Below are 26,024 nucleotides of genomic sequence, written 5' to 3'. Positions count from 1 at the left end.
GCGCGTGATGCGCTGGATTCTGCTGTTGCTCATCGGTTTGAGCCTGCCGGCGTTGGCGGCGGAGCTTGAATACACCCTCAAGCCCCGGCTGATCGCGGCCGACACCTGGCTGCTGGAAGGCAGCACCGACAATTTCGCCAAGGCCAACGGCGGCAACATCGTCAACACCGGGTTCCTCGTCACCGAGCGCGGGGTGGTGGTGATCGACACCGGCCCGTCGAAACGTTACGGCGAAGCCATGCGCAAAGCGATTGCGGCGGTCACCGATAAACCGGTGATCGAAGTGCTGCTGACGCACCATCACCCGGACCATGCGCTGGGTAATCAGGCGTTTACCGACGTGCCGATCGGTGCGTTGGCCGGTACCACCGAGCTGCTGCATCAGCAGGGTGACGGGATGGCCGAGAATATGTATCGGCTGGTGGGCGACTGGATGCGCGGCACCGAGGTGGTGCTGCCGACCGAGACGCTGACACCGGGCGTGCGAAGTTTTGGGAACCACGATTTGCGTCTGCTAAGCCTGGGTGGGCATACGGGCGCGGATCTGGCTATTCTCGACCAGCAAACCGGCGTGCTGTTTGCCGGGGATCTGGTGTTTTATCAACGGGCCCTGACCACGCCCAACAGCCCGGGGCTGGCGGTGTGGTTGGCGGACATCGCCACCCTGCAAGCCTTGCCCTGGACGCTGATCGTGCCCGGCCACGGCCCGGTGGCCACGGATGCAAAACCCTTCGAGCAAATGCGCGACTACCTGACCTGGCTCGATCAATTGCTGCGCGACGGCGCTGCCAATGGCAGTGACATGTCCGAGATGATCCGCAGCCCCATCCCCGAGCGGTTTGCCGGTATCAACCTGAGCCGGTATGAGCTGATCCGCAGCGTCAGCCATTTGTACCCGCGCTATGAGCGTGGGCAGATGACCCGCGTCGATTCCGCCGCAACCCAATGACCAAACACCTGTGGGAGCGGGCTTGCTCGCGAAGGCGGTGTGTCAGTTCACAGTGATGTTGCCTGACACACCGCCTTCGCGAGCAAGCCCGCTCCCACAGGTGTTTGGTGGCGGTCGCTACATCGACCCCGTACTAAGGGACTAGTAATCTCAGCATTGCGGGCAATTGTTGGAAGGGCGGCGGCGCCCAAGAATCTGCACCAGACCGGGAAAATTTCCCGGGTATAACAAAAACCGCAGAGGTAGCCGTCATGACCCAACCCGCACGTCGCCAACCCTTCGTCTTGAGTGTGCTGCTCAGTGCCATGCTGCTGTCTGGCTCGGTATTGGCCGCCGTCTCCGACCAGGACATCCTCCAGGACCCCAAGAACCCGGAGCAGATCGTCACCAACGGTCTGGGCGTCCAGGGTCAACGCTACAGCCCGCTGGACACCCTCAACGTCGATAACGTCAAGGATTTGCGGCCGGTCTGGGCCTTCTCCTTCGGCGGTGAAAAACAGCGCGGCCAGCAAGCGCAGCCGATGATCAAGGACGGCGTCATGTACATGACCGGTTCCTACTCCCGGGTGTTCGCGGTGGATGCGCGCACTGGCAAGAAGCTCTGGCAATACGACGCACGCCTGCCGGATGACATCCGTCCGTGCTGCGACGTGATCAACCGTGGCGTGGCGCTGTATGGCGACCTGGTGTTCTTCGGCACCCTCGACGCCAAACTCGTGGCCCTGAACAAAGACACCGGCAAAGTGGTGTGGAGCAAGCAGGTGGCCGACCACAAGGAAGGCTATTCGATCAGCGCCGCGCCGCTGGTGATCAACGGCAAACTGATCACCGGCGTGGCCGGTGGCGAGTTCGGCGTGGTGGGCAAGATCTCCGCCTACGACCCGAAAAACGGTGATTTGCTGTGGGTTCGTCCGACCGTCGAAGGCCACATGGGCTACGTCTACAAGGACGGCAAAGCGATAGAAAACGGCATCTCCGGTGGCGAAGCGGGTAAGACCTGGCCCGGCGATTTGTGGAAAACCGGCGGCGCCGCCCCTTGGCTCGGCGGCTACTACGACCCGGAAACCAATCTGCTGCTGTTCGGCACCGGCAACCCGGCACCGTGGAACTCGCACTTGCGTCCTGGCGACAACCTCTACTCCTCGTCGCGCCTGGCGCTGAACCCGGACGACGGCACGATCAAATGGCACTTCCAGAGCACGCCCCACGACGGCTGGGACTATGACGGCGTCAACGAGCTGATCTCGTTCAACTACACCGAGGGCGGCAAGGAAATCAAAGCGGCCGCCACTGCGGACCGTAACGGTTTCTTCTACGTGCTGGACCGCACCAACGGCAAGTTCATCCGTGGCTTCCCGTTCGTCGACAAGATCACCTGGGCCACCGGCCTGGATAAGGACGGCCGGCCAATCTACAACGAAGCCAGCCGCCCGGGTGCCCCTGGCGCTGAAGCCAAAGGCAGTTCGGTGTTCGTAGCGCCTGCGTTCCTCGGTGCGAAAAACTGGATGCCGATGGCCTACAACAAGGACACCAAGCTGTTCTACGTGCCGTCCAACGAGTGGGGCATGGACATCTGGAACGAAGGCATCGCCTACAAGAAAGGCGCGGCGTTCCTCGGTGCCGGTTTCACCATCAAACCGTTGAACGAAGACTACATCGGCGTGCTGCGCGCCATCGATCCGGTCACCGGCAAGGAAGTCTGGCGTCACAAGAACTACGCACCGCTGTGGGGCGGGGTGCTGACCACCAAGGGCAACCTGGTGTTCACCGGCACGCCGGAAGGTTTCCTCCAGGCGTTCAACGCCAAGACCGGCGAAAAAGTCTGGGAATTCCAGACCGGCTCCGGCGTCCTTGGCTCGCCTGTGACCTGGGAAATGGACGGTGAGCAGTACGTCTCGGTGCTGTCCGGTTGGGGCGGCGCGGTTCCGTTGTGGGGCGGCGAAGTGGCCAAGCGCATCAAGGACTTCAACCAGGGCGGCATGCTCTGGACGTTCAAGTTGCCGAAAGACCTTGTAGTGGCCAAGCACTGATCGAACACCTGCACAAAACCTGTAGGAGCACAGCTTGCTCGCGATGAACTCACTGCGGTTTTACTGAATCACCGCAGCGCCCCAATCGCTGGCAAGCCTTGCTCCTACTACCAAATAACGAGAATCCCCCTGCCAACGGCGCATTCGCCCGGCAAGCGGGGCTCTCTACTATCGGTGCATCGCCTGTTTGCCCGACAGGCATCGACCCAGACAGAGGCCCACCATGATCTACGCACAACCTGGCACACCCGGCGCCGTCGTTTCCTTCAAACCGCGCTACGGCAATTTCATCGGTGGCGAGTTCGTGCCACCAGTCAATGGCGAATACTTCACCAACACCTCGCCGGTGAATGGCGAAGTGATTGCCGAGTTCCCGCGCTCCAGCGCCGCCGACATCGACAAAGCCCTGGACGCCGCCCATGCCGCCGCCGATGCCTGGGGCAAAACCTCGGCTCAGGACCGCTCTCTGGTGCTGCTGAAAATCGCCGACCGCATTGAACAAAACCTCGAAATCCTCGCCGTCGCCGAAACCTGGGACAACGGCAAAGCCGTGCGCGAAACCCTTAACGCCGACGTACCCCTGGCCGCCGACCATTTCCGTTACTTCGCCGGCTGCATCCGCGCGCAAGAAGGTGGCGCCGCCGAGATCAACGAACTGACCACCGCCTACCATTTCCACGAACCGCTGGGCGTGGTCGGGCAGATCATCCCGTGGAACTTCCCGCTGCTGATGGCCGCGTGGAAACTCGCCCCGGCCCTGGCTGCCGGCAACTGCGTGGTGCTCAAACCCGCCGAACAAACGCCACTGTCGATCATGGTCTTCGCCGAGTTGATCGCCGACCTGCTGCCGGCCGGCGTGCTGAACATCGTGCAAGGTTTCGGTCGCGAAGCCGGTGAAGCCCTGGCCACCAGCAAACGCATCGCCAAGATTGCCTTCACCGGCTCGACCCCGGTGGGCGCGCACATCATGCATTGCGCCGCCGAGAACATCATTCCAAGCACCGTGGAACTGGGCGGCAAATCGCCGAACATCTTCTTCGAAGACATCATGAACGCCGAGCCGCAGTTCATTGAAAAAGCGGCGGAAGGCCTGGTGTTGGCGTTCTTCAACCAGGGCGAAGTCTGCACCTGCCCATCGCGAGCGCTGGTGCAAGAGTCGATCTACGACGACTTCATGAAAGTGGTGATGCAGAAGATCGTCAAGATCAAGCGCGGCAACCCGCTGGACACCGAAACCATGGTCGGCGCCCAGGCGTCCGAGCAGCAATACGACAAGATTCTTTCGTACCTGAAAATTGCCCAGGAGGAGGGCGCCGAGCTGCTGATTGGCGGCGCGGCCGAGCGTCTTGAAGGCGACTTGTCGACCGGCTATTACATCCAGCCGACCCTGCTCAAGGGCCACAACAAAATGCGCGTGTTCCAGGAAGAAATCTTCGGCCCGGTGGTGGGCATCACCACCTTCAAGGACGAAGCTGAAGCCCTGGCGATTGCCAACGACAGCGAGTTCGGCCTCGGTGCCGGCCTGTGGACCCGCGACATCAACCGCGCCTACCGCATGGGCCGGGCGATCAAGGCCGGTCGCGTGTGGACCAACTGCTACCACCTGTACCCGGCCCACGCCGCGTTCGGTGGCTACAAGAAGTCCGGGGTTGGCCGTGAAAACCACAAGATGATGCTCGACCATTACCAACAGACCAAAAACCTGCTGGTGAGCTACGACATCAATCCGATGGGGTTCTTCTAACCTCCCGCGCATAGCCGCAACTCACGGATGCACACAACCCCTGTAGGAGCTGCCGCAGGCTGCGATCTTTTGATTTTGATTTTCAAGATCAAAAGATCGCAGCCTGCGGCAGCTCCTACAGGGGATTCCGACCCCCTACCAACGCACGCCGCCACCTCCTTCGAAAGTAGCATTCGGACCCTTGGCGGCCCGTGCATTAATGGCTTTACCGGAATTGCCCGGCACAAGAAGAGGATTGACCCATGTGGACTAAACCCGCGTTTACCGATCTGCGCATTGGCTTCGAAGTGACGATGTATTTCGCCAACCGTTGATCCATCACCCGGCCAGCCGTTGCGTTGGCCGGGCCTGCCTTCTGGAGCATTGCTCATGCACATCCGCGTTCTCGGTTCCGCCGCCGGCGGTGGTTTCCCGCAATGGAACTGCAACTGTCGCCAGTGCACCGGCGTGCGCAACGGCAGCCTGCGCGCACAACGGCGCACGCAGTCGTCGATTGCCGTCAGCGATAACGGTGTGGATTGGGTGCTGTGCAATGCTTCACCGGATATTCGCGCGCAACTCGAGAGTTTCGCGCCGCTGCAACCGGCCCGTCGATTACGTGACACGGCGATTGCCGGGGTGGTCCTGCTCGACAGCCAGATCGACCATTGCACCGGTCTGCTGAGCCTGCGCGAAGGTTGCCCGCATGCGGTGTGGTGTACCGAACGGGTTCATGAGGATTTGAGCAGTGGCTTTCCGCTGTTCAGCATGCTCAAACACTGGAACGGTGGCTTGCAGTGGCAACCGATTGAACTCGGCCGCGAGCCCTTCAACATTGCCGCCTGCGAACACCTGCAATTTCGCGCGATTCCCCTGGTCAGCAACGCACCGCCGTACTCGCCCAACCGTGGCAATCCGCAGCCGGGCGACACCATCGGCCTGTTTATCGAAGACCTGCGCAACGGCGCTTCGGTGTTCTACGCGCCGGGCCTGGGGCAAATCGATGACGAAGTGCTGAGCTGGATGCAACGCGCCGATTGCCTGCTGCTGGACGGCACCTTGTGGCGCGACGATGAGATGCGCGTGTGTGAAGTCGGCCAGAGCCTGGGCAGTGAAATGGGGCATCTGCCGCAAAGTGGGCCCGGCGGGATGCTCGAAGTGCTGGAAGGTTTTAGCCGTCAGCGCAAGGTGCTGATCCACATTAACAACACCAACCCGATCCTCGATGAAGACTCGGCCGAGCGTGCGTTGCTGGAGCGGCGCGGGGTTGAGGTCGCGTTTGATGGCATGAGTATTGAGTTGTAGCGGAGGGCCTCTTCGCGGGCAAGCCTCGCTCCTACGGGGCATGTGTTGACCCTGTAGGAGCGAGGCTTGCCCGCGAAGGCGCCAGACCCGACACCGCAAAATCCGGAGATCCGCAATGACCAACCGCCCAATGACCCCCACCGAATTCGAAGCCGCCCTGCGCGCCAAAGGCGCCTATTACCACATCCATCATCCGTTCCACCAAGCCATGTACGCCGGCCGCGCCAGCCGTGAGCAGATCCAGGGCTGGGTCGCCAATCGCTTCTACTACCAAGTCAATATCCCGCTCAAAGACGCCGCGATCCTCGCCAACTGCCCCGATCGCGATGTGCGCCGGGAATGGCTGCAACGGATTCTCGACCACGACGGCGCCCCCGGCAGCGAGGGCGGGATTGAAGCCTGGTTGCGCCTCGGCGAAGCGGTGGGGCTGGATCGCGAGCAAATCCTATCGCAGGAATTGGTCCTGCCCGGCGTGCGCTTTGCCGTGGACGCCTACGTCAATTTCGCCCGGCGCGCCTGTTGGCAGGAAGCGGCCAGCAGCTCCCTCACCGAGCTGTTCGCCCCGCAAATCCACCAATCGCGCCTCGACGCCTGGCCCGCCCACTATCCATGGATCGACGTCAGCGGCTACGACTATTTCCGCACTCGCCTGAGCCAGGCACGTCGCGATGTCGAGCACGGTTTGCGCATTACTCTGGCGCATTACGTCACGCTCGAAGGCCAGCAGCGCATGCTGGAAATTCTCCAGTTCAAGCTCGATGTGTTGTGGAGCATGCTCGATGCGATGAGCATGGCTTATGAGCTGGAGCGCCCGCCGTATCACAGCGTCACCCGCGAGAACGTCTGGCACCGAGGGATCGCCCTGTGAGTTTGATTAGCCGCGAGATGTCACTGTCCTTAAGACCGGGTTTTCGCCTGCAATGGGAACCCCGGCAGGATTGCCACGTGCTGCTGTACCCCGAAGGCATGATCAAACTCAACACCAGTGCCGGGCAGATTCTCGATCTGGTCGACGGCCAGCGCAGCGTCGCGGCGATCATCGAGCAGCTGTCGACAACGTTCCCCGGCGTGCCGGGTATTGACGAGGATGTGCTGACGTTTCTGGAGGTGGCCCATGCTCAATTCTGGATCGAATAGTTCGCCGCCGGGCCCGCCGCTGTGGCTGTTGGCGGAGCTGACTTACCGCTGCCCGCTGCAATGCCCGTATTGCTCCAACCCGCTGGACTTCGCCCAATCCGGCGAGGAACTGAGCACCGAAGAATGGATTCGCGTATTTCGCGAGGCCCGGGACATGGGGGCCGCGCAACTGGGGTTTTCCGGCGGCGAGCCGTTGGTGCGTCAGGACCTCGCCGAGCTGATCAAAGCCGCCCGGGACATGGGTTATTACACCAACCTGATCACCTCCGGCATCGGCCTGACCGAGCAGAAGGTGCTCGATTTCAAGGTCGCCGGCCTCGACCATATCCAGATCAGCTTCCAGGCGGCCGACGAAGCGGTGAACAACATGCTCGCCGGCTCGCGCAAGGCCTTCGCCCAGAAACTGGCGATGGCCCGGGCGGTGAAGGCCCAGGGCTACCCCATGGTGCTGAACTTCGTCACCCACCGACATAACATTGACCGGATCGACCGGATCATCGAGTTGTGCCTGGAACTGGAAGCGGATTTCGTCGAGTTGGCCACCTGTCAGTTCTACGGTTGGGCCGAACTCAACCGCGTCGGTCTGTTGCCGACCCGCGAGCAATTGCAACGCGCCGAGCGCATCACCAACGAATACCGTGAGCGGCTTGAGGCTCAGGGCCACCCGTGCAAACTGATTTTCGTCACCCCGGACTACTACGAAGAACGCCCGAAAACCTGCATGAACGGCTGGGCCAACCTGTTTCTCGACATCACCCCGGACGGCACCGCGCTACCGTGCCACAGCGCCCGGCAGTTGCCGGTGCAGTTTCCCAACGTACGTGAGCACAGCATCGAACACATCTGGACCGATTCCTTCGGCTTCAACCGGTTTCGTGGCGACGACTGGATGAAGGAGCCATGCCGCTCCTGCGATGAAAAACACAAGGACTTGGGCGGCTGTCGCTGCCAGGCGTTCATGCTTACCGGCGATGCGGAAAATGCCGACCCGGTGTGCAGCAAGTCGCCGCACCACGGGGTCATCCTCAAGGCCCGGGAAGAAGCCAACGCGCCGGGGCAGGGCATGGAACACCTGACGTTGCGTAACGAGAAGGCGTCCAGGCTGATCTATCGCGGATAAACCAGACACCACACATCCCTGTGGGTGGGCAGTGGATGCAAGATCGTGCTACCCATTGGTCTGATTGCAATCGCAGCCGGATGGGTTAGTGTGGCTCTCATCTTCCAAAACAATAAAAACAGGCTTTCCAATGAGCCAGAGTCTCAGCCAGCTGCGTAAATTCGTTTCGCCTGAAATCATCTTCGGTGCCGGTTGCCGGCACAACGTCGGTAACTACGCCAAGACCTTCGGCGCCCGCAAGGTGCTGGTGGTCAGTGACCCCGGGGTGATTGCCGCCGGTTGGGTCGCGGATGTCGAGGCCAGCCTGCAAGCCCAGGGCATCGATTACTTTCTATATAGCGGCGTCTCGCCCAACCCACGGGTCGAAGAAGTCATGCTCGGCGCCGAGCTGTACAAGGAAAACCACTGCGATGTGATCGTCGCGATCGGTGGTGGCAGCCCGATGGATTGCGGCAAAGGCATCGGCATCGTTGTCGCCCACGGGCGCAGCATCCTTGAGTTCGAGGGCGTGGACACCATCCGCGTGCCCAGCCCGCCGCTGATCCTGATTCCGACCACCGCTGGCACCTCGGCGGATGTTTCGCAATTCGTGATCATTTCCAACCAGCAAGAACGCATGAAGTTCTCCATCGTCAGCAAAGCCGTGGTCCCGGACGTGTCGCTGATCGACCCGGAAACCACCCTGAGCATGGACCCGTTCCTCGCGGCCTGTACCGGCATCGACGCGTTGGTGCATGCCATCGAAGCATTCGTTTCCACCGGCCACGGCCCGCTGACCGACCCTCACGCCCTCGAAGCGATGCGCCTGATCAACGGTAACCTGGTGCAAATGATCGCCAACCCGACGGACATTGCCCTGCGCGAAAAAATCATGCTCGGCAGCATGCAGGCCGGGTTGGCTTTCTCCAACGCGATCCTCGGCGCCGTACACGCGATGTCCCACAGCCTCGGCGGTTTTCTCGATTTGCCCCACGGCTTGTGCAACGCGGTGCTGGTGGAACACGTGGTGGCGTTCAACTACAACTCGGCGCCGGACCGTTTCAAGGTGATCGCCGAGACCTTCGGCATCGATTGCCGGGGCCTGAATCACCGGCAGATTTGCGGGCGCCTGGTCGAACACCTGATTGCCCTGAAACATGCGATCGGCTTCCACGAAACCCTGGGCCTGCATGGGGTCAGCATGGCGGACATTCCGTTCCTGTCGCAGCACGCCATGCACGACCCGTGCATCCTGACCAACCCGCGCGAGTCCAGTCAGCGTGATGTCGAGGTCGTCTATGGCGAAGCCCTCTGAAGACCAGCAACGGGCGCTGACCGGGTTACTGGGACTAGGCAGCCACTCGGCGCGCAAGAGCCATTACCCGGAGCTCAACGCGCGCCTCGACGAACTCGAAGCCGAGCGCAATCGCTACAAATGGCTGTTCGAAAACGCCGTCCACGGGATCTTCCAGGCCAGCCTGCTGGAAGGGATGCGCGCGGCCAACCCGGCACTCGCCCGGATGCTCGGTTACGAAAGCCCCCAGGAGGTGCTGTTCTCCCTGGCGGATCTGGCGAGCAACCTGTTTGTCGGCGGCGCCAAAGAGCTGGCCAACATCGGCGAAATCCTCAAGACCGAACGCAGCCTGCACGGCTATGAAACCCAATTGCGACGCAAGGACGGCAGCAGCCTCGACGTGCTGATGAACCTGTTGCTCAAGCCCGATCAGGAAGGGCTGGTGGAAGGTTTTGTCGCCGACATCACCGAGCGCAAACTCGCCCAGCAGCGCCTGCAACAACTCAACGATGAACTGGAACAGCGGGTCACCGCGCGCACCGATGAATTGCTGGAAGCCAACCGCAACCTGCAACAGCAGATTACCCAGCGTAAACAGATCGCCCAGGCCCTGCGCGATGCCCGGGACGCCGCCGAGGCCGCCAATCGCAGCAAGGACAAATACCTCGCCGCCGCCAGCCACGACCTGCTGCAACCGCTCAACGCCGCGCGGTTGCTGATCTCGACCTTGCGTGAACGCCAATTGCCCGACGTCGAACACGTGCTGGTGGAGCGCACGCACCAGGCCCTGGAAGGCGCCGAGGATTTGCTCACTGATTTGCTGGATATCTCGAGGCTCGATCAAGCGGCGGTGAAACCGGATGTCGCGCTGTACCGCCTCGACGAATTGCTCGCGCCGCTGGTCTCGGAGTTCCAGTCCGTGGCCGAGGCGGCAGGGTTGAACCTGCGGGTGCACATGGGCGACTTCGCCATCAGCACCGACCTGCGCTTGATGACGCGAATCCTGCGCAACTTCCTCAGCAACGCCTGCCGCTACACCGACGAAGGCAGCATCCTGCTCGGCGCCCGTCGTCGCGGTGAAACGCTGCGCCTGGAAGTCTGGGACACCGGGCGCGGAATTGCGGCAGACCGGCTCCATTCGATTTTTCTGGAGTTCAACCAACTGGACGTCGGCCGCGCCGCTGACCGCAAAGGCGTGGGTTTAGGGCTGGCGATTGTCGAGCGCATCGCCAAGATTCTCGGTTATCGGATCGAGGTGCGTTCATGGCCGGGGCGCGGGTCGGTGTTCAGCATCGACGTGCCGATTTCCCGTGAAGTGCCGCTGCCGATCAGCCTGGCCGCGCCGCAGCCGAGTACGGGCAATCCATTGCCGGGCCGCCGCTTGCTGGTGCTGGACAACGAAGTCAGCATCCTGGAAAGCATGAGTGCGCTGCTTGGCCAGTGGGGTTGTGAAGTGGTCATTGCCACGGATGAGTTCTCCGCGTTGGCGGCCCTTGAGGGGCGGGCGCCGGAGCTGATTCTGGCGGACTATCACCTCGATCACGGCGTTGTGGGGTGCGATGTGGTGCGGCACTTGCGCGAATATTTCGATCAAGTGATTCCAGCGGTGATCATCACCGCCGACCGCACCGACCAGTGTCGCCGTTCGTTGCAGCGCCTCGACGCGCCGCTGCTGAACAAGCCGGTCAAACCCGGCAAGTTGCGCGCGGTACTGAGTCAGTTGCTGGGTTAGCCGAGCGCGCGGTATTGCAGGCTGAAACCCAGCTCGGTGGCTTGGCCTTGCTCCAACAACACCAACCCCGGGCGACCGGGCAAGTGGTGGGCATTTACCGGGTGGCTCACGGGTTCGATGCAGAAAAAATCCAGGCCCACCGGGCAGTAGAGCAGGTAGTAATCGCTGCCGGTGGCCTGGCATTCCAGTGCATAACCTCGCTCGGGTTGCTGGATCAGGCAGTGGCCGTCCCATTCGCAGAAACCGTTGTCCACCAAAGTGTCGGGTAAAGGTTTGGGCTGCTGGAAATCCCATTCGGCGGGCATCGGAATCAGCGATGTCGGCAGTTTTGCGCTGTCGCACAGCCAGACTTGCCCGGCCTGGGCTTGCAACCGGGTACTGGCAGTGCGTGGGAAGTACGGGTGTAAACCGAGACCGTGCCACGCCGCGCCTTCGGCCAGGTGAGTGATGGCCAATTCGATGCTCAGCTTGCCCTGATGCAGATGGAACCGTTGCCGGGCGCGATAGGCGAACGGTGTTGTGCTGTCGAGTTGCAGGACCACTTCATTCAGCGACTGCGAAACCACCTGCCACGGTTGTTGCCAGGCACTGCCGTGGATCGGCAAGGGATCGGTGAGGCTGTTGGGTGTCAGCGCGAGCCAGCCGTCGGGGCAGTCGAAGCCACCCTCGGAAATTCGGTTCGACCATGGGGCCAATGGGTAGCAGGCGAGTTTGCCGGGCAGGCCGGTGTTCAGGGCTTGGGCGTCGCTGTGGCGCAGCAGCGGCTGGCCGGTGCTGCGGACCGTCCAGTTGACGATGCTCGCGCCGAGTTCGGGGGCGAGGGTGAGGTGGGTGAGGTCGTCTTCGAGTTCGAGCAGTTTCATCAGTTGTCGTTCTGTGTTGAATGGTTGAAAAGATCGCAGCCTGCGGCAGCTCCTACGGGATGGGATTTGCCCGGATGTACCGATCCCACCGCAGGCTGCGAGCTTTCAGGCTGTTCAACCATCTTGAAATAGCGGCTCAGGCAAACCCTTCACCCCCGGACTCAGGGAAAAAACTCCACCCGCCAACGACTGTTCATCATGATCATCACCCGGTCGGATCGAGGTCACGAACAAAGTGTCCAGTCGGCTGCCACCAAAGGCGCACATGCTCGGCTTTTTCACCGGTACGGCGAGGGAGCGGTCGAGTCGGCCGTCCGGCGTAAAGCGATGAACCAGCCCGGCGTCGTTGGCGCAGATCCAGTAACAGCCCTCGGCATCCACCGCCGCGCCGTCGGGGCGACCACAGTAGTGATTCATGTCGACGAACAGTCGGCGATTGCTCGGCGTGCCGCTGTCGATGTCGTAGTCGAAGGCCCAGATTTGCTGGACCAAAGGGTGGGAATCAGACAGGTACATCGTTCTTCCGTCGGGGCTGAACGCCAGGCCGTTGGGAACGATGAGGCCGGCCAGCCTCGATTTCAATGGTCCGCGCTGGCCATGGCTGTAGCGATACAGCGTGCCGTCCGCCGCGTTGGCGCCCATGTTCAGCACCATGCTGCCGGCCCAGAAACGGCCCTGACGGTCGCAACGCCCGTCGTTCAGGCGCATGTCCTGGCGGGCGTGATCGACGTGGGCCAACCGTTCGCTGTCGAGGCTGCCGTCGCTGTGGGGCTGTAAACGAAAGAACCCGCTTTCCATCCCCGCAACCCAGCCGCCCGCGCTGTGGCGAACGATGCAGGCGAGCATTTGCGGTGCTGTCCAGGCGTGAACGTGGCCGGTTTCGGCGCTCCAGCGTTGCAGGCCCCCGGCGGGAATATCGACCCAGTACAGGGCGTTTTCCTCAGGTACCCAGACCGGACTTTCACCGACCGCGTTACGGGCATCGACAATCAATTCGGCTTGCATGACGACTCTGTTCTCCTGGAGTTCGGCTCAGTCGCCGAACGGGCCGGCCACGGCAAATGCGCCGCCCTGGTACACCCGGATCGGGTCGTCGTCCGCCGGCAGCGGCAAGGCTTCGATCTGCTCGCGGAAGGCTTCGGCACTGTCCTGCGGCGCATAACCCAGGCATGTGGCGAAACGGTTGTCCCACCACAGGTGCTGGTTGTCGGACGCGCCGTAGACCACGGTGTGGCCGACGTTCGGCGCGTACAAGGCGCGTTCGATCAAGTGGGTCAGGTCGCCGAAACTCAGCCAGGTGCTGAGCATGCGGCGGTTTTGCGGTTCCGGGAACGAGGAGCCGATGCGGATACTGACGGTCTCGATGCCGTAGCGATCGAAGTAGAAACTGGCCATGTCTTCGCCGTAGGACTTGGACAAACCGTAGTAGCTGTCCGGGCGGCGAGGGGAGTGGGCGTCGATCACTTCGTCCTGCTTATAGAAGCCGATCACATGGTTGGAACTGGCGAAAACCACCCGTTTCACGCCGTGGCGACGCGCCGCTTCGTAGATGTGGAACACGCCGCAGATGTTGGCGCCGAGGATCTCTTCGAACGAGCGCTCGGTGGAGACGCCGCCAAAATGCAGGATCGCGTCCACGCCCTCGACCAGTTGATGCACGGCGTGCTTGTCGGCGAGGTCGCAAGGCACGACTTCTTCGCGATCATCGATGGCCGGGGCGATGTCGGCGATGTCCGAGAGGCGAATCACATTGGCGTAGGGCCGCAGGCTTTCGCGCAAGACTTTACCGAGGCCACCGGCGGCGCCGGTCAGCAGCAGGCGATTGAAAGGGGCTGGAGGAGTGGATGTCATGGGGGGGACCTGAGCGCGCGGTTATTGTTATTGAAATCGTTGTAGGTTGTCGTATGACTTGGTCTGAGTATCGTTAGGCTTTCTGGTGGTTGTCAACGAACCATCGGCTGAAATTGACGGAGGGTCAGCGGCGAGGGCGCAGTCACCCTCGCCACCGGGTTTACAACAACGAAATCGGATAGCTGATGAAGAGCCGGTTCTCGTCGAATTCATTGGTGCTGAAGTCTTTGCGAATACTCGAGTTGCGCCACTTAACGTTGAGGTTCTTCAACGCGCCGCTCTGCACGGTATAGGCCAGTTCCGATTCGCGGCCCCACTCCTTGCCGTCGGTGATCACCCCGGTGTGCACGTTATCGCCGCTGATGTAGCGGTTCATCAGGGTCAGGCCGGGAACGCCGAGGGCCACGAAGTTGTAGTCGTGGCGCACTTGCCAGGAACGCTCCTGAGCGTTGTCGTAACTGTTGTTGTAACTGTCGTTGGCCAGGGTGCCGCCGCTGGTGCCGTTGACCCGCATCCAGGCACTGTCGCCGGTGAGTTTTTGCAGGCCGACATAGAAAGTACTGCCGCCGTACTTTGCCGAGAGCAGGGCGAAGGTGGTTTTGTTGTCCAGGTCGCCGGCCAGGGCGCTGCCGTCTTCCTTGCCGGTGAAAAACCCGAGGTTGGCGCCCAAAGTCCAGTCGCCGACGGGTTGGCTGTGGCTCAGGTTGAAATACTCCTGCTGATAAATATCGCTGAGTTGCGAGTACCAGACGCCGACCAGGGTGCGCTTGTCATTGAAGGTGTATTCACCGCCGCCAAAGTTGAAGCGGTCCGAGGTGAACGCGGCTTTGCCGTTCATCGACATGTCGCTCATGCTCGAATCGTTGCGCGGGCTGTTGGCGCGGAACTGGCCGCCGTAGAGCTTCAGGCCATCGATTTCGCTGGACGTGACCTGACCGCCGCGAAAGGTTTGCGGCAGGGAACGACCGTCGTCCGAGCGCAGGACGGGCAGCACCGGCATCCATTCGCCGACCTTCAATTCAGTCTTCGAGAACTTGGCCTTGAGCGCTACGTTCGTGCGACCGAAGCTATCTGCCGGGCGACCGTCGTGGTCCAGCGGCAGCAGTTGCGTGCCGCCCGTGCCTTTGCCGCCATCGAGTTTCAGCGAGTACAACCCCAACACATCCACGCCGAACCCGACGGTGCCCTGAGTGAAGCCGGACTTGGCGTCGAGGATGAAGTTTTGCGTCCATTCTTCAGCCTTGCCCTGGGGGTAGGCCGGGTTCGTGAAGTTGCGATTGAAGTAGGCGTTGCGCAGGTTCAGCGTCGCGCTAGCGTCATCGACAAAACCTGCGGCGTGGCTGGTCATGGGCAAGGCGAGGGCCAGGCTGCTGCAACCGATCAGGCTCAGGGTGTGACGGCGTGTAGAGGAGGGGCGAGGGGTGCAGACGGAGGAATGACGGACGAGCTTGCTCACAGTGACGCTCCCATGTTTCTTGTTGTTTTTATTGTTGTCATACGTCGTCGTACAACATGACGGCGATTATTTGCGAGGGTTTGGGGGAATGTCAATCACAAGTTGTACGATGACCTAAAGAGCCGAACGCAACCCCGTAGGAGCGAGGCTTGCCCGCGAAAGCGATCTAACATGCAACATCAATGTTGGCTGATAGTCCGCCTTCACGGGCAAACCTTGCTCTTACAGGTTTTGTGTTTTACCCGTCGTTTTCCGGCAAACTGGCGGCACTTCCAGCACAAGGCTCATGAATGGATCAATACGCCCCGCGCAACTGGCAGCCCCACGAACGGCCCAGTTTGCCCGGTTCCCCCTCGACGCCCTTGCACTCCACGCCCAAGCGCCTGGCGTATGCGTTGGTGGGTTTGCTGGTGGCGTTGACCGGTGGCCTCGGCAATTCGCTGGTGATCGCCAACCTGCCTTACCTGCAAGGCGCACTGGGGGCGACCACCGCCGAGATGGCCTGGCTGCCGGCAGCCTATGTAATGACCAACGTTTCGATGAACCTGCTGTTGGTGAAGTTTCGCCAGCAGTTCGGTTTGCGCGCGTTCACCGAAGTGTTCCTGGTGCTCTACGCCCTGGTGACTTTCGGCCACTTGTTCGTTAACGACCTCAATTCAGCAATTGCCGTGCGGGCCGCCCACGGCATGGTCGGTGCGGCGCTGAGTTCCCTGGGCCTGTATTACATGATCCAGGCGTTCCCGGCGAAGTGGCGGATGAAGGCGCTGGTGCTGGGCCTCGGCACCTCGCAACTGGCGCTGCCGCTGGCGCGACTGTTCTCCGAAGACCTGATGCAGATCGCCGAATGGCGCGGCTTGTACCTGTTCGAACTGGGCATGGCGCTGCTGACACTGGGGTGCGTTTTTTTGCTCAAGCTGCCACCGGGCGACCGCTTCAAAACCTTCGAAAAACTCGACTTCCTGACCTTCGCCATCCTCGCCAGTGGCGTGGCGTTACTCTGCGCCGTGCTGTCCCTGGGACGCATCGACTGGTGGCTGGAAGCACCGTGGATCGGCGTGGCGTCGGCGGCCTCGATTGTGCTGATCCTCGCCGGCCTGGCCATCGAACATAACCGCAGTAACCCGATGCTGATGACCCGTTGGCTCGGCAGTGGCGTGATGATCCGTCTGGCGTTGGCAGTGATCCTGATTCGCATGGTGTTGTCCGAGCAGTCCACCGGTGCCGTCGGCTTCATGCAGGCGCTGAACATGAGCAGCCAGCAGTTGCATAGCCTGTACGTGGTGATGTTGCTCGGCAGCATCGCCGGTCTGGCCACCAGTGCCCTGACCATCGACCCCAAACACCTGTTCATGCCACTGATCGTGTCCCTGGCGCTGATGGCAGTGGGGTCGGTGATGGACAGCTATTCGAACAACCTGACCCGTCCGGAAAACATGTACTTCAGCCAGTTTTTGCTGGCCTTTGGCGGCACGTTTTTCCTTGGTCCGACCATGGTCCTCGGCACCCGTAATGTGCTGACCAACCCGCGCAATCTGGTGAGTTTTTCCGTACTGTTCGGGATCTGCCAGAACCTCGGTGGCCTCATCGGCGCGGCGCTGCTCGGCACCTTCCAGATCGTTCGGGAGAAATTCCATTCCAGCCATATCGTCGAACACCTGACGATGCTTGATCCGCGTGTCGCGGCTCGGGTCCAGAGTGGCGGTAATGCGGTGGGCTCGATGATCGCCGACCCGAGCCTGCGCAATATTCAAGGCATTCGCAGCCTGGCGACCGCCGCCACGCGCGAGGCCAATGTGCTGGCTTACAACGATGTGTTCATGCTGATCGCCGTGATTGCGGTGCTGACCATGATCTGGATCTCCATTCGCGCCCTGTGGCTGATGAGCACCACCCAAGCCGTCGCCCCGGCGCCAGCCACTTCTTCCGTTCAACCCAGCGGTGCCACTTCTTCATGACTGAACCGACGACCACGACCACCAACGCCATTGCCGCCACCCCCGAAGGCGTGGCGCCGCCGTCTTCGCCGGCCACCGAACCGCGCTCGCTGCGGGTGCGGATCATTTCATCCATGGGCTTCTCGGCGATTGCCATCGTCGGCGTGTTGATCGTGTTGTACGCCTGGCAATTGCCGCCGTTCAGCAGCGCGGTGGAAACCACCGAGAACGCCTTGGTGCGCGGCCAGGTGACGATCATTGGCCCGCAGCTCAGCGGTTATGTGTACGAAGTGCCGGTGACAGACTTCCAGTTTGTGAAGGCCGGCGACCTGCTGGTGCGGCTCGACGACCGCATTTATAAGCAACATCTCGATCAATCCCTGGCGCAACTGGCGGTGCAAAAAGCCGCGCTGGCCAACGTGGTGCAGCAACGTAACAGCGCCGAAGCGACCATCAAGTTGCGTCAGGCCGCGGTTGCCGACGCCCAGGCCCAGTCACGCAAGAGCGAGGCCGATCTGCGGCGCAACAAAGCACTGATCAACGATGGCTCGGTGTCCAAGCGTGAGCTGGACGTGACCCTGGCCGCCAATGCCCAAACCATTGCGGCAGTGGCGCAGGCCCAGGCCAACCTGGAAATCGCCCGGCAGGATCTGCAAACGGTGATCGTCAATCGTGGCTCGCTGGAAGCGGCGGTGGCCAGCGCGGAAGCGGCGGTGCAACTGGCGCGGATCGACCTGTCGAACACCCGAGTCACGGCGCCCCGTGATGGCCAGCTCGGGCAGATTGGCGTGCGGTTGGGCGCCTACGTCAACTCCGGCGCGCAGTTGATGGCGCTGGTGCCGAATCAGTTGTGGGTGATCGCCAACATGAAGGAAACCCAGATGGACGACGTGCGGGTCGGCCAGCCGGTGAGCTTCACCGTTGATGCGCTCAACCATCGTAAATTCCATGGCAAGGTGCAGCGGATTTCCCCGGCCACCGGCTCCGAGTTCAGCCTGTTGCAGGCGGACAACGCCACCGGCAACTTCGTCAAGATTGCCCAGCGGGTGCCGGTGCGGATTACCGTGGATGCGGATCAGGAACAGAGCGAGCGGCTAAGGCCGGGGATGTCGGTGGTGGTGAGTATTGATACCGCTTCGCAAGGAAAGGCAGAGCCATAAGATCAAGAGATCGCAGCCTTCGGCAGCTCCTACAGGGGCAACGTGTTCCTCTGTAGGAGCTGCCGAAGGCTGCGATCTTTTGCTTTTTAGCTGGCAATCATCGGCGGCATGGTGCCCAGCAGCGAAACCGCCGCCACCGCGCCCATCCCCAGCAACCATTCCACCATCACGCTGGTCTTGAGCATGCCAACCCGCTGCTCACAGTCCTTGATCCGCAGCCGATTGAACAACGCCAGCCCCAGCATCACCGCGACCAATCCCACCTTGATCAGCAGAATCAAGGCAAACCCGGACAGCAACGGTGTCGGCCAGAAGGCACCGGTCAACACCCGCACGTTGATCAATCCGGTCACCACCAAGCCTGTCACCAAGCCGTAACCGACCCCGCTAAACCGCCTCAGGATCGCGCTCAACGAGTGGCCGCACGGTTGCCGCAGAATCATCACCAACAGCAGCAACCCACCCAGCCAGGCGCCGACGCAGGTCAGGTGAATGATTTGGTTGAGGATCAGCAATTGCCCGCTAAGTCCGTCGAGCATCGCGCCATGCCCCACCGGTGCCAGGGTCGCGAGCAGCAGGCCAGTCACGACCAGTCTCAGTGGCACATTCGCGCGCAACGGCGTCAGCAATAACCCCATCAGCACGGCGTTGAGCAGCAGGTGCCAGGTCCAGACCTGGCCGAAAAAGGTATTGCGCAGCACCAGACGCAGGGTCGAGGGATCGAACGCAGCGTCCCACGCCCCGGCCATGCTGGCGGTGATCAACAGCAACCAGCTCACGCCGCTGACCAACGCCACGGCGGTCAGCCAGCGGGTGATTCGCGCCAGTTGCCGATCCAGCGGAGCGGCTTCACCGTTCAGCAACAGCGGCCGGAACACCCAGGCCCCGAACAGCATCAGCACCACCACAAAATGCAGGAAGCGGCACAGCACCAGCGCGTCGGTCATGAATTACTGGCCAACCTTGAAGCTGTAGGCGCCTTCGCTTTTGTGAGTGTCGACCGACACCGCATGCCATTCGACCTTATACGCACCGGCCGTCAGTGGTGCGGCCGGGGTGACGATCAGGGTTTTCTTGTCGGCGCCTTCGGTGGCCAGGCTTTTCACCGGTACGTCGGCGCCGTCCTTGCTGAGGCTGACTTTGGTGAAGGTCGCTTCCACGCCTTCGGAAAATACCAGGCGCAGATCAGTCGGCGCGGTCACGGTGCTGTCGGCGGCCGGGGTTTCACTTTTCAAATGGGCGTGGGCGAACACCGAGGAAGCGGCGAGCAGCGAGCCGAGCAGGGCGGCGGCGGTCAGGGCTTTTTTCAGCAGCATGGTCAGTTACCTTCTGGGCAGTGGAATGGGCGTTACTTAAGCATGAACGGTGCGCGCCGGGAAATGTTTACGCCGGTTTCAGCGCCAGGTGAATGATAGGAAACGGCCGGCCTTCGCCATCGGTTTCCGAGCGGCCGGTCTGTTCAAAACCATAGTGCAAATAGAAGCCATGGGCCTGGGGATTCTGTTCGTTGACGTCCACGCGCAAGGTGTCGTGCAGGGCGTTGACGTGATCGAGCAATTGGCGCCCGACCCCTTGGCCTCGCCGGTCCGGTTCTATAAAGAGCATTTCCACGGTGTCGCCGCCGGTGGCGATGAATCCTGCGGGCGTGCCGTCCACCTGTTCACCGACCCATACCTTCAGCGCTGGCAGGTAGCTGTCGCGCACCAGCGGGAAGAAGAACCGGATGTCCTCTTCGCTGAGAAAGTCGTGGGTGGCGCGCACCGAGCGTTCCCACAGGGCGGCGAGGGTGGCATCGTCGGTGGCGACGCGGGGTCGAATGTTCACGTGGGTGATCCATTGCGCGGTGGAAAGTGCCGCGGATGCTACCCAATCGGTTTTCCCCGGGGAAGTGAAAAAGGCCTGTCGCCGCGATCCAGAGCGGATGCTAGTCTTGGGCAACGCTGTTGTCAGGGAGCCCTCATGGGCAATCACAAGATCGAGATTCGTCGCAGTAACGTCGAGAAAATTCTGCTGGGGGCCGAGAAGGTCTTCGCCGAAAAAGGTTTCGGCAGCACCGCCATGGCCGACATCGCCGCCGAAGTGCAACTGCCGCGCTCCAATCTGCATTACTACTTCAGCACCAAGAACGAGCTGTACAGCGCGGTATTGTTCGACTTGTTGGAAGTCTGGAAGCAGGACGCCTTGTGCTTCGAAATGTTCGACGACCCGCGCGTGGTGCTCAGCAGCTACATCCGCGCCAAGATGAACCATTCCCGCAGCCGGCCCTATGGGTCGAAAGTCTGGGCCAACGAGATCATCCACGGTGCGCCGACCTTGGGTGAGGCGCTGGACGTCAGCCTGTATGACTGGGCGAAGATGAAAGAAGCGAAGATTCGCCAGTGGGTCGAGGACAAACGCATCCTGCCGGTGGAGCCGTCGGCGCTGCTGTACATGATCTGGGCTTCGACCCAGCACTACGCGGACTTTGATCATCAGGTGAATATCCTCAACGATCATCAGCCGTTGTCGGACATGCAGTTTGAGCGGGCGGTGCAGACGGTGACGAGCGTGATATTGCGCGGGATTGGGTTGGAGCCTTGAGTCAAAAGATCGCAGCCTCGTTTTACTCGACAGCTCCTACAGGGAGAGCGCATTTCTCTGTAGGAGCTGTCGAGTAAAACGAGGCTGCGATCCCTTGATCTTCAACGATCAAACCGCGACGTGATAGGGATTGCGCGGATCATGATTCCAATCCAGAAACGGCTTGCCCGTGTCCATCGGCACCATCTCGATACAGTCCTCAACCGGGCAGGTGATCTGGCACAAATTGCACCCGACGCACTCATCATCGATCACTTCATATTTATGCGTGCCATCCGCCAGCTTCAGGCTGGCAATCGCCTGGTGCGACGTATCCTCGCAAGCAATGTGGCACCGCCCGCAACCGATACACGCCTCCTGATCAATCTTCGCGATCACCTGATAGTTGATGTCCAGGTACTTCCAGTCCGTGGTATTGCCCACCGCGCGCCCGGAAAACTGCGAAATACTTGCGTAGCCCTGACTGTCCATCCAGCGCGATAAACCGTCCTTCATCTCATCGACAATCCGGAAGCCATGCAGCATCGCCGCCGTGCACACTTGCACCGCGCCGCTGCCCAACGCGATGAATTCCGCCGCATCGCGCCAACTGCCGATGCCGCCGATGCCGCAGATCGGCAGGCCTTGGGTCTGCGGGTCGCGGGCGATTTCGGCGACCATGTTCAGCGCAATCGGCTTCACCGCTGAGCCGCAATAACCGCCGTGGGTGCTCTGGTGGCCGACGGTGGGGATGGCGACCATTTGCTCCAGGTTGACGCTGGTGATCGAGTTGATCGTGTTGATCAGCGACACCGCATCGGCCCCGCCACGGTGGGCGGCGCGGGCGGCGACGCGGATGTCGGTGATGTTCGGCGTGAGCTTGACGATCACCGGCAACGAGCAATAGGTCTTGCACCAACGGGTGACCTGTTCGACATACTCCGGCACCTGCCCGACCGCCGCGCCCATGCCCCGTTCCGGCATACCGTGGGGGCAGCCGAAGTTCAATTCGATGCCGTCGGCGCCGGTGGCTTCCACCAGCGGCAGGATGAATTTCCAGGACTCTTCAACACACGGCACCATCAGCGAGACGATCAATGCGCGGTCCGGCCAGTCCTTTTTGACCTGGGTGATTTCCCGCAGGTTGATCTCCAGGGAACGGTCGGTGATCAACTCGATGTTGTTGATGCCCATCACTTCGCGATTGGCGCCAAAGTGCGCCGAGTAGCGCGAGGACACGTTCACCGCCGCCGGGTCTTCGCCCAGGGTTTTCCAGACCACACCGCCCCAGCCCGCCTCAAAGGCGCGGACCACGTTGTAGGCTTTGTCGGTGGGCGGCGCGGAGGCCAGCCAGAACGGATTGGGGGCTTTGATGCCGGCGAAGACAATCGAGAGATCGGCCATTTACGCAGCCTCCACGTTAAGCATGAGTTGAGCGTTGATCGCTTCTGCCGCGCGTTTGCCGTGTTGCACCGCTTGCACGGTCAAGTCCTGATCGAGACTGGTGCAGTCGCCGCCGGCATACACGCCGGGGATGTTGGTGCGCAGGTTTTCATCCACCTGAATGCGCTCGCCCTGGCGCTTGAGTTCCCGGGCCAATGGATCGGCGAGGGCGCTGCTGTCGAAGGCCTGGCCGATGGCTTTGAAGATCGCATCGGCGGCCAGTTCGAAGGTTTGCCCGGTGGTTTGCAGGCGACCTTCGACCATGGCCGTGCGAGCGAAGCGCATGCCGCGCACATTGCCTTGGGCGTCGAGCAGCACCTCTTCCGGCTGCGCCCAGGTCAGCAAACGCACCTGATTGGCCTTGGCGATGTCTTGTTCGTGGCCGGTGGCGCCCATGTCCTCGACGCCGCGGCGATACACCAGATTGACGTCATGCGCCCCGAGGCGGGCCATTTGCACGGCCATGTCGATGGCGGTGTTACCGGCGCCGAGGACGATGCAACGGTCGGCCAGGGGCAGTTGCGTCAGGTCATCGGCCTGGCGCAATTCGCGGATGTAATCGGTGGCGGCGACCAGACCCGGCGCGTCTTCGTGGCTTAAACCGAGCTGTTTGCTGGCGGCCAGGCCGAGGCCGAGGAACACCGCGTCGAATTGTTGATGCAGTTCGCTCAGGGTCAGGTTCTCGCCGAGTTTCTGCCCGTGACGGATTTCGATGCCGCCGATTTGCAGGAGGAAATCCAGTTCCTTTTGCGCGTAGTCATCCACCAGTTTGTACTTGGCGATTCCATATTCGTTGAGGCCGCCAGCCTTTTCCCTGGCTTCGAAAATCACCACATCGTGGCCGTGCATCGCGCTGCGATGGGCGCAGGACAAACCTGCCGGCCCGGCACCGACCACGGCGATACGTTTGCCAGTGGCGGCTGCACGCTGGAACGGGTGTTCGCTGAAGTGCGCGTTGTCCACGGCATAGCGTTGCAGCAGGCCGATCAGCACCGGCGCGCACTCGTGATCGTTGTTACGCACACACGCCTGCTGACAGAGGATTTCCGTCGGGCAAACCCGGGCGCAACTGCCGCCGAGGATGTTGGCCGAGAGGATTTTCTGCGCCGCGCCCTGGACGTTTTCTTGATGGATATTGCGGATGAACGACGGAATATCGATCTCGCTCGGACAGGCATTCACGCACGGCGCGTCGTAGCAATACAGGCAGCGCGAGGCTTCCAGATGGGCCTGACGGTCGTTGAGCGGCGGCGCCAGATCGGTGAAATGGCCGGCGAGGGCGGCCGCATTCTCGTAAGGATGCGGGAGGTGGTTCAGGGTCTTGATCACGGTGTTGGCCTCACGGTTATTGAGGTACTGCCTCTGATGGGCATTGGTTGCGTGCTGCGCAATCCCGTGTAGGAGCTGCCGAAGGCTGCGATCTTTTGATCTTGATCTTAAAAACAAAAGTCAAAAGATCGCAGCCTTCGGCAGCTCCTACGGGGAATGCATTTCAAACTGTAGGAGCGAGGCTTGCCCGCGAAGGCCGAAGGCCTCGATCTCAGCGTTTCACGGCAACTGGCTTATTCAACTCGGCCCGCTTGTTCAGCAAATCAAACACCGCCGGATACGCCGGCCGTTCGATATACCGACCGGCACCACGCTCGGCGCGCAAGTCGCCATCGGCCCAGACCACGCGGCCCTGGCTGATGGTATGGCTGGGCACGCCGCGCACGGTTTTGCCTTCGAAGATGTTGAAGTCCACCTGCTGATGGTGGGTTTTGGCGGAGATAGTGCGCGGGCCTTGCGGGTCCCATAGCACCAGGTCGGCATCGGCGCCGACGCGGATTGCGCCTTTGCGCGGGTACAGATTGAAGATCTTCGCGGTGTTGGTGGAGGTCAGCGCGACAAATTGCTGCATCGAAAAGCGCCCCGTATTGACCCCTTCATCCCAGAGCACGGCCATGCGGTCTTCGATACCGGCGGTGCCGTTCGGGATTTTGCTGAAGTCGTCCCGCCCGGCCGCTTTTTGCTCGGCGCAGAAGCAGCAATGGTCCGTGGCGGTGGTGTGCAGGTTGCCCGATTGCAGACCATGCCAAAGCGCTTCCTGGTGGCCGCGAGGGCGGAAGGGCGGGCTCATCACGTAACCGGCGGCGGTCTGCCAGTCCGGGTGTTGGTAGACGCTGTCGTCCAGCAGCAGATGCCCGGCGAGGACTTCGCCGTACACCGGTTGACCCTTGCTGCGGGCATAGGTGATTTCGTCGAGGGCTTCCTTGGTCGAGACGTGCACCAGGTACAGCGGCGTGCCAATGGTCTCGGCAATGCGGATCGCCCGACTCGCCGCTTCACCTTCCACTTGCGAGGGGCGCGACAGCGGATGAGCTTCCGGGCCGGTAATGCCCTGAGCCATCAGCTTGCGTTGCAGGTGATAGACCAGTTCGCCGTTTTCGGCATGCACGGTGGGCACCGCGCCGAGTTCCAGGCAACGTTCGAAACTCGCCACCAGGGTGTCGTCGGCCGCCATGATCGCGTTTTTGTAGGCCATGAAATGCTTGAAGCTGTTGATCCCGTGATGGCTGACCAGCTCGGCCATTTCCTCGCGGACCTGCTCGCTCCACCAGGTTATCGCGACGTGGAAGCCGTAGTCCGAGGCTGATTTTTCGGCCCAGCCGCGCCACTGATGAAACGCTTCCATCAACGACTGCTGCGGGTTGGGAATCACAAAATCGATAATCGACGTGGTGCCGCCGGCCAGGCCTGCGGCGGTGCCACTGAAGAAGTCTTCACTGGCCACCGTGCCCATGAAGGGCAGTTGCATGTGGGTGTGGGGGTCGATGCCGCCGGGCATCAGGTATTGGCCGCTGCCGTCGAGCACTTCGGCACCCGCCGGAACATCCAGATTGTCGCCGATGGCTTTAATCACACCGTCGGCGCAATAGACGTCGGCGCGATAACTTTCATCATGGGTAATAACGGTGGCGCCACGGATCAACAGAGACATTCCGAGTTCCTCGCAGGCATGACCGACTGATGCCGGTTCTAAATGTTTTATATGAAGCAGACGCCAACAGGTGTATTCCTGTCATGGCTGTCAGGAATAGAAACTAGCTGGTGTTATTGGAATGAGCAAGAATATTTTTTATAAGCTTATATCTGTATTAAGTGATTGATAAATATCGATTAAATATATAAATCACCAAAATGTAGCGTCCTCTCACCATTTTGACGCACTTGACAGGATCTCAAAATAGACGAGATTTCCTATGTGAAATCAGCTGTTTGAGGATGGTCTATGGTTGATGCGCCACATTGAAAAAAATATGGATGCACCAGATTGAGTCCTGACTGTTTGGACAACTTGCTGCGCATTCGGCCTGAGTGCCCCGGCAAGTAACCAGGGACTTGATAGTTGAATAAATAAAACTGATAAACATCAGTTGGTTATAAAGGTTTTATGGCACGGCTCGATGGGCCGGCGGGAACCCCGGCACGTTTATTGATGCCGCCGCT

At 61.2% G+C, this 26,024-nt stretch carries 23 protein-coding genes; 13 read left to right on the top strand and 10 right to left on the bottom strand.

Annotated features, from left to right (window positions below; all coding sequences use genetic code 11):
• The first annotated feature begins 7 nt into the window (after positions 1-7).
• The 10 genes from V5E99_RS20750 (at position 8) to V5E99_RS20705 (ending at position 11,269) form a co-directional block, all read left to right on the top strand.
• The gene (locus V5E99_RS20750; protein ID WP_499804123.1) at positions 8-949 is read left to right on the top strand and encodes a quinoprotein relay system zinc metallohydrolase 1; all 942 of its coding nucleotides are present in this window, start codon (positions 8-10) and stop codon (positions 947-949) included.
• A 251-nt stretch (positions 950-1,200) separates the two neighbouring features.
• Positions 1,201-2,979 carry a PQQ-dependent methanol/ethanol family dehydrogenase gene (locus V5E99_RS20745; RefSeq protein WP_499804122.1) on the top strand — a complete coding sequence of 593 codons (1,779 nt, stop codon included), beginning with the start codon at positions 1,201-1,203 and terminating at the stop codon, positions 2,977-2,979.
• A gap of 223 nt (positions 2,980-3,202) precedes the next feature.
• Positions 3,203-4,723, top strand: coding sequence for an acetaldehyde dehydrogenase ExaC (gene exaC / locus V5E99_RS20740; protein WP_499804121.1), 1,521 nt, complete (start codon positions 3,203-3,205; stop codon positions 4,721-4,723).
• A gap of 242 nt (positions 4,724-4,965) precedes the next feature.
• Positions 4,966-5,037: a pyrroloquinoline quinone precursor peptide PqqA gene (pqqA, locus tag V5E99_RS20735; protein ID WP_003253598.1), complete on the top strand. Its 72-nt coding sequence runs from the start codon at positions 4,966-4,968 to the stop codon at positions 5,035-5,037.
• 55 nt (positions 5,038-5,092) lie between these two features.
• Positions 5,093-6,007, top strand: coding sequence for a pyrroloquinoline quinone biosynthesis protein PqqB (gene pqqB, locus V5E99_RS20730; RefSeq protein ID WP_499804120.1), 915 nt, complete (start codon positions 5,093-5,095; stop codon positions 6,005-6,007).
• 115 nt (positions 6,008-6,122) lie between these two features.
• Positions 6,123-6,875 (top strand): pyrroloquinoline-quinone synthase PqqC, encoded by a 753-nt coding sequence (gene pqqC, locus V5E99_RS20725; protein ID WP_499804119.1) that lies wholly within the window; start codon positions 6,123-6,125, stop codon positions 6,873-6,875.
• A 17-nt stretch (positions 6,876-6,892) separates the two neighbouring features.
• On the top strand, positions 6,893-7,144 hold the full coding sequence (pqqD, locus tag V5E99_RS20720) for a pyrroloquinoline quinone biosynthesis peptide chaperone PqqD (RefSeq protein ID WP_499804184.1): 252 nt from the start codon (positions 6,893-6,895) through the stop codon (positions 7,142-7,144).
• Entirely contained in the window at positions 7,122-8,264 is a 1,143-nt protein-coding gene (gene pqqE, locus V5E99_RS20715) for a pyrroloquinoline quinone biosynthesis protein PqqE (protein WP_499804118.1), read from the top strand. The genes pqqD and pqqE overlap by 23 nt, the downstream gene beginning before the upstream one ends.
• Positions 8,265-8,394: 130 nt before the next feature.
• Positions 8,395-9,558: an alcohol dehydrogenase-like regulatory protein ErcA gene (ercA, locus tag V5E99_RS20710; RefSeq protein WP_499804117.1), complete on the top strand. Its 1,164-nt coding sequence runs from the start codon at positions 8,395-8,397 to the stop codon at positions 9,556-9,558.
• Positions 9,542-11,269 (top strand): PAS domain-containing hybrid sensor histidine kinase/response regulator, encoded by a 1,728-nt coding sequence (locus V5E99_RS20705; protein WP_499804116.1) that lies wholly within the window; start codon positions 9,542-9,544, stop codon positions 11,267-11,269. The genes ercA and V5E99_RS20705 overlap by 17 nt, the downstream gene beginning before the upstream one ends.
• Here the strand turns inward: V5E99_RS20705 and V5E99_RS20700 are convergent.
• The 4 genes from V5E99_RS20700 to V5E99_RS20685 form a co-directional block, all read right to left on the bottom strand.
• Positions 11,266-12,132: an aldose 1-epimerase gene (locus tag V5E99_RS20700; protein WP_499804115.1), complete on the bottom strand. Its 867-nt coding sequence runs from the start codon at positions 12,130-12,132 to the stop codon at positions 11,266-11,268. The two genes, V5E99_RS20705 and V5E99_RS20700, sit on opposite strands and share 4 nt — an antisense overlap.
• A 114-nt stretch (positions 12,133-12,246) precedes the next feature.
• Positions 12,247-13,137 (bottom strand): SMP-30/gluconolactonase/LRE family protein, encoded by an 891-nt coding sequence (locus V5E99_RS20695; RefSeq protein ID WP_499804114.1) that lies wholly within the window; start codon positions 13,135-13,137, stop codon positions 12,247-12,249.
• Positions 13,138-13,164: 27 nt separating this feature from the next.
• Positions 13,165-13,983 carry an NAD-dependent epimerase/dehydratase family protein gene (locus V5E99_RS20690; RefSeq protein ID WP_499804113.1) on the bottom strand — a complete coding sequence of 273 codons (819 nt, stop codon included), beginning with the start codon at positions 13,981-13,983 and terminating at the stop codon, positions 13,165-13,167.
• Between the two features lie 160 nt (positions 13,984-14,143).
• Positions 14,144-15,439 (bottom strand): OprD family porin, encoded by a 1,296-nt coding sequence (locus tag V5E99_RS20685; protein ID WP_499804112.1) that lies wholly within the window; start codon positions 15,437-15,439, stop codon positions 14,144-14,146.
• A gap of 290 nt (positions 15,440-15,729) precedes the next feature.
• Here V5E99_RS20685 and V5E99_RS20680 point away from each other — a divergent pair, with 290 nt between their 5' ends.
• Positions 15,730-17,394 (top strand): MFS transporter, encoded by a 1,665-nt coding sequence (locus tag V5E99_RS20680; RefSeq protein WP_499804111.1) that lies wholly within the window; start codon positions 15,730-15,732, stop codon positions 17,392-17,394.
• Positions 17,391-18,533 (top strand): HlyD family secretion protein, encoded by a 1,143-nt coding sequence (locus V5E99_RS20675; RefSeq protein WP_499804110.1) that lies wholly within the window; start codon positions 17,391-17,393, stop codon positions 18,531-18,533. The genes V5E99_RS20680 and V5E99_RS20675 overlap by 4 nt, the downstream gene beginning before the upstream one ends.
• Positions 18,534-18,619: 86 nt before the next feature.
• On the opposite strand, the gene copD is transcribed toward V5E99_RS20675, so the two are convergent.
• The 3 genes from copD to V5E99_RS20660 form a co-directional block, all read right to left on the bottom strand.
• Positions 18,620-19,480 carry a copper homeostasis membrane protein CopD gene (copD, locus tag V5E99_RS20670; protein WP_499804109.1) on the bottom strand — a complete coding sequence of 287 codons (861 nt, stop codon included), beginning with the start codon at positions 19,478-19,480 and terminating at the stop codon, positions 18,620-18,622.
• A 3-nt stretch (positions 19,481-19,483) separates the two neighbouring features.
• Positions 19,484-19,849: a copper homeostasis periplasmic binding protein CopC gene (gene copC / locus V5E99_RS20665; protein WP_499804108.1), complete on the bottom strand. Its 366-nt coding sequence runs from the start codon at positions 19,847-19,849 to the stop codon at positions 19,484-19,486.
• A gap of 67 nt (positions 19,850-19,916) precedes the next feature.
• A complete protein-coding gene (locus V5E99_RS20660) occupies positions 19,917-20,357 on the bottom strand; it encodes an acetyltransferase (RefSeq protein WP_499804107.1) in 441 nt (146 codons plus the stop codon).
• Between the two features lie 135 nt (positions 20,358-20,492).
• Here V5E99_RS20660 and V5E99_RS20655 point away from each other — a divergent pair, with 135 nt between their 5' ends.
• On the top strand, positions 20,493-21,113 hold the full coding sequence (locus V5E99_RS20655) for a TetR/AcrR family transcriptional regulator (RefSeq protein WP_499804106.1): 621 nt from the start codon (positions 20,493-20,495) through the stop codon (positions 21,111-21,113).
• Between the two features lie 108 nt (positions 21,114-21,221).
• On the opposite strand, the gene preA is transcribed toward V5E99_RS20655, so the two are convergent.
• The 3 genes from preA to hydA all read right to left on the bottom strand — a co-directional run bounded on the left by preA (position 21,222) and on the right by hydA (position 25,515).
• Entirely contained in the window at positions 21,222-22,496 is a 1,275-nt protein-coding gene (preA, locus tag V5E99_RS20650; RefSeq protein ID WP_499804105.1) for an NAD-dependent dihydropyrimidine dehydrogenase subunit PreA, read from the bottom strand.
• On the bottom strand, positions 22,497-23,864 hold the full coding sequence (locus tag V5E99_RS20645) for an NAD(P)-dependent oxidoreductase (RefSeq protein ID WP_499804104.1): 1,368 nt from the start codon (positions 23,862-23,864) through the stop codon (positions 22,497-22,499).
• 211 nt (positions 23,865-24,075) lie between these two features.
• On the bottom strand, positions 24,076-25,515 hold the full coding sequence (gene hydA, locus V5E99_RS20640) for a dihydropyrimidinase (protein ID WP_499804103.1): 1,440 nt from the start codon (positions 25,513-25,515) through the stop codon (positions 24,076-24,078).
• Positions 25,516-26,024 lie beyond the last annotated feature (509 nt).

It is taken from the genome of Janthinobacterium sp. LPB2021202312-11-4 (assembly GCF_037049705.1).
Classification (GTDB): Bacteria; Pseudomonadota; Gammaproteobacteria; order Pseudomonadales; family Pseudomonadaceae; genus Aquipseudomonas.
The sequence above is the reverse complement of the archived record's forward strand: the minus strand, read 5'-3'. Positions and strand labels throughout refer to the sequence as shown.

Bases quoted from the DNA above. Each gene is read 5' to 3' on its own strand.
- V5E99_RS20705 (WP_499804116.1), top strand. From the start codon at position 9,542: ATGGCGAAGCCCTCTGAAGACCAGCAACGGGCGCTGACCGGGTTACTG.
- pqqD (WP_499804184.1), top strand. From the start codon at position 6,893: ATGTCACTGTCCTTAAGACCGGGTTTTCGCCTGCAATGGGAACCCCGG.
- V5E99_RS20745 (WP_499804122.1), top strand. From the start codon at position 1,201: ATGACCCAACCCGCACGTCGCCAACCCTTCGTCTTGAGTGTGCTGCTC.
- preA (WP_499804105.1), bottom strand. From the start codon at position 22,496: ATGGCCGATCTCTCGATTGTCTTCGCCGGCATCAAAGCCCCCAATCCG.
- pqqB (WP_499804120.1), top strand. From the start codon at position 5,093: ATGCACATCCGCGTTCTCGGTTCCGCCGCCGGCGGTGGTTTCCCGCAA.
- pqqE (WP_499804118.1), top strand. From the start codon at position 7,122: ATGCTCAATTCTGGATCGAATAGTTCGCCGCCGGGCCCGCCGCTGTGG.
- V5E99_RS20750 (WP_499804123.1), top strand. From the start codon at position 8: ATGCGCTGGATTCTGCTGTTGCTCATCGGTTTGAGCCTGCCGGCGTTG.
- exaC (WP_499804121.1), top strand. From the start codon at position 3,203: ATGATCTACGCACAACCTGGCACACCCGGCGCCGTCGTTTCCTTCAAA.
- pqqC (WP_499804119.1), top strand. From the start codon at position 6,123: ATGACCAACCGCCCAATGACCCCCACCGAATTCGAAGCCGCCCTGCGC.
- V5E99_RS20695 (WP_499804114.1), bottom strand. From the start codon at position 13,137: ATGCAAGCCGAATTGATTGTCGATGCCCGTAACGCGGTCGGTGAAAGT.
- V5E99_RS20700 (WP_499804115.1), bottom strand. From the start codon at position 12,132: ATGAAACTGCTCGAACTCGAAGACGACCTCACCCACCTCACCCTCGCC.
- V5E99_RS20675 (WP_499804110.1), top strand. From the start codon at position 17,391: ATGACTGAACCGACGACCACGACCACCAACGCCATTGCCGCCACCCCC.
- V5E99_RS20680 (WP_499804111.1), top strand. From the start codon at position 15,730: ATGGATCAATACGCCCCGCGCAACTGGCAGCCCCACGAACGGCCCAGT.
- ercA (WP_499804117.1), top strand. From the start codon at position 8,395: ATGAGCCAGAGTCTCAGCCAGCTGCGTAAATTCGTTTCGCCTGAAATC.
- copD (WP_499804109.1), bottom strand. From the start codon at position 19,480: ATGACCGACGCGCTGGTGCTGTGCCGCTTCCTGCATTTTGTGGTGGTG.
- V5E99_RS20690 (WP_499804113.1), bottom strand. From the start codon at position 13,983: ATGACATCCACTCCTCCAGCCCCTTTCAATCGCCTGCTGCTGACCGGC.
- hydA (WP_499804103.1), bottom strand. From the start codon at position 25,515: ATGTCTCTGTTGATCCGTGGCGCCACCGTTATTACCCATGATGAAAGT.
- V5E99_RS20655 (WP_499804106.1), top strand. From the start codon at position 20,493: ATGGGCAATCACAAGATCGAGATTCGTCGCAGTAACGTCGAGAAAATT.
- copC (WP_499804108.1), bottom strand. From the start codon at position 19,849: ATGCTGCTGAAAAAAGCCCTGACCGCCGCCGCCCTGCTCGGCTCGCTG.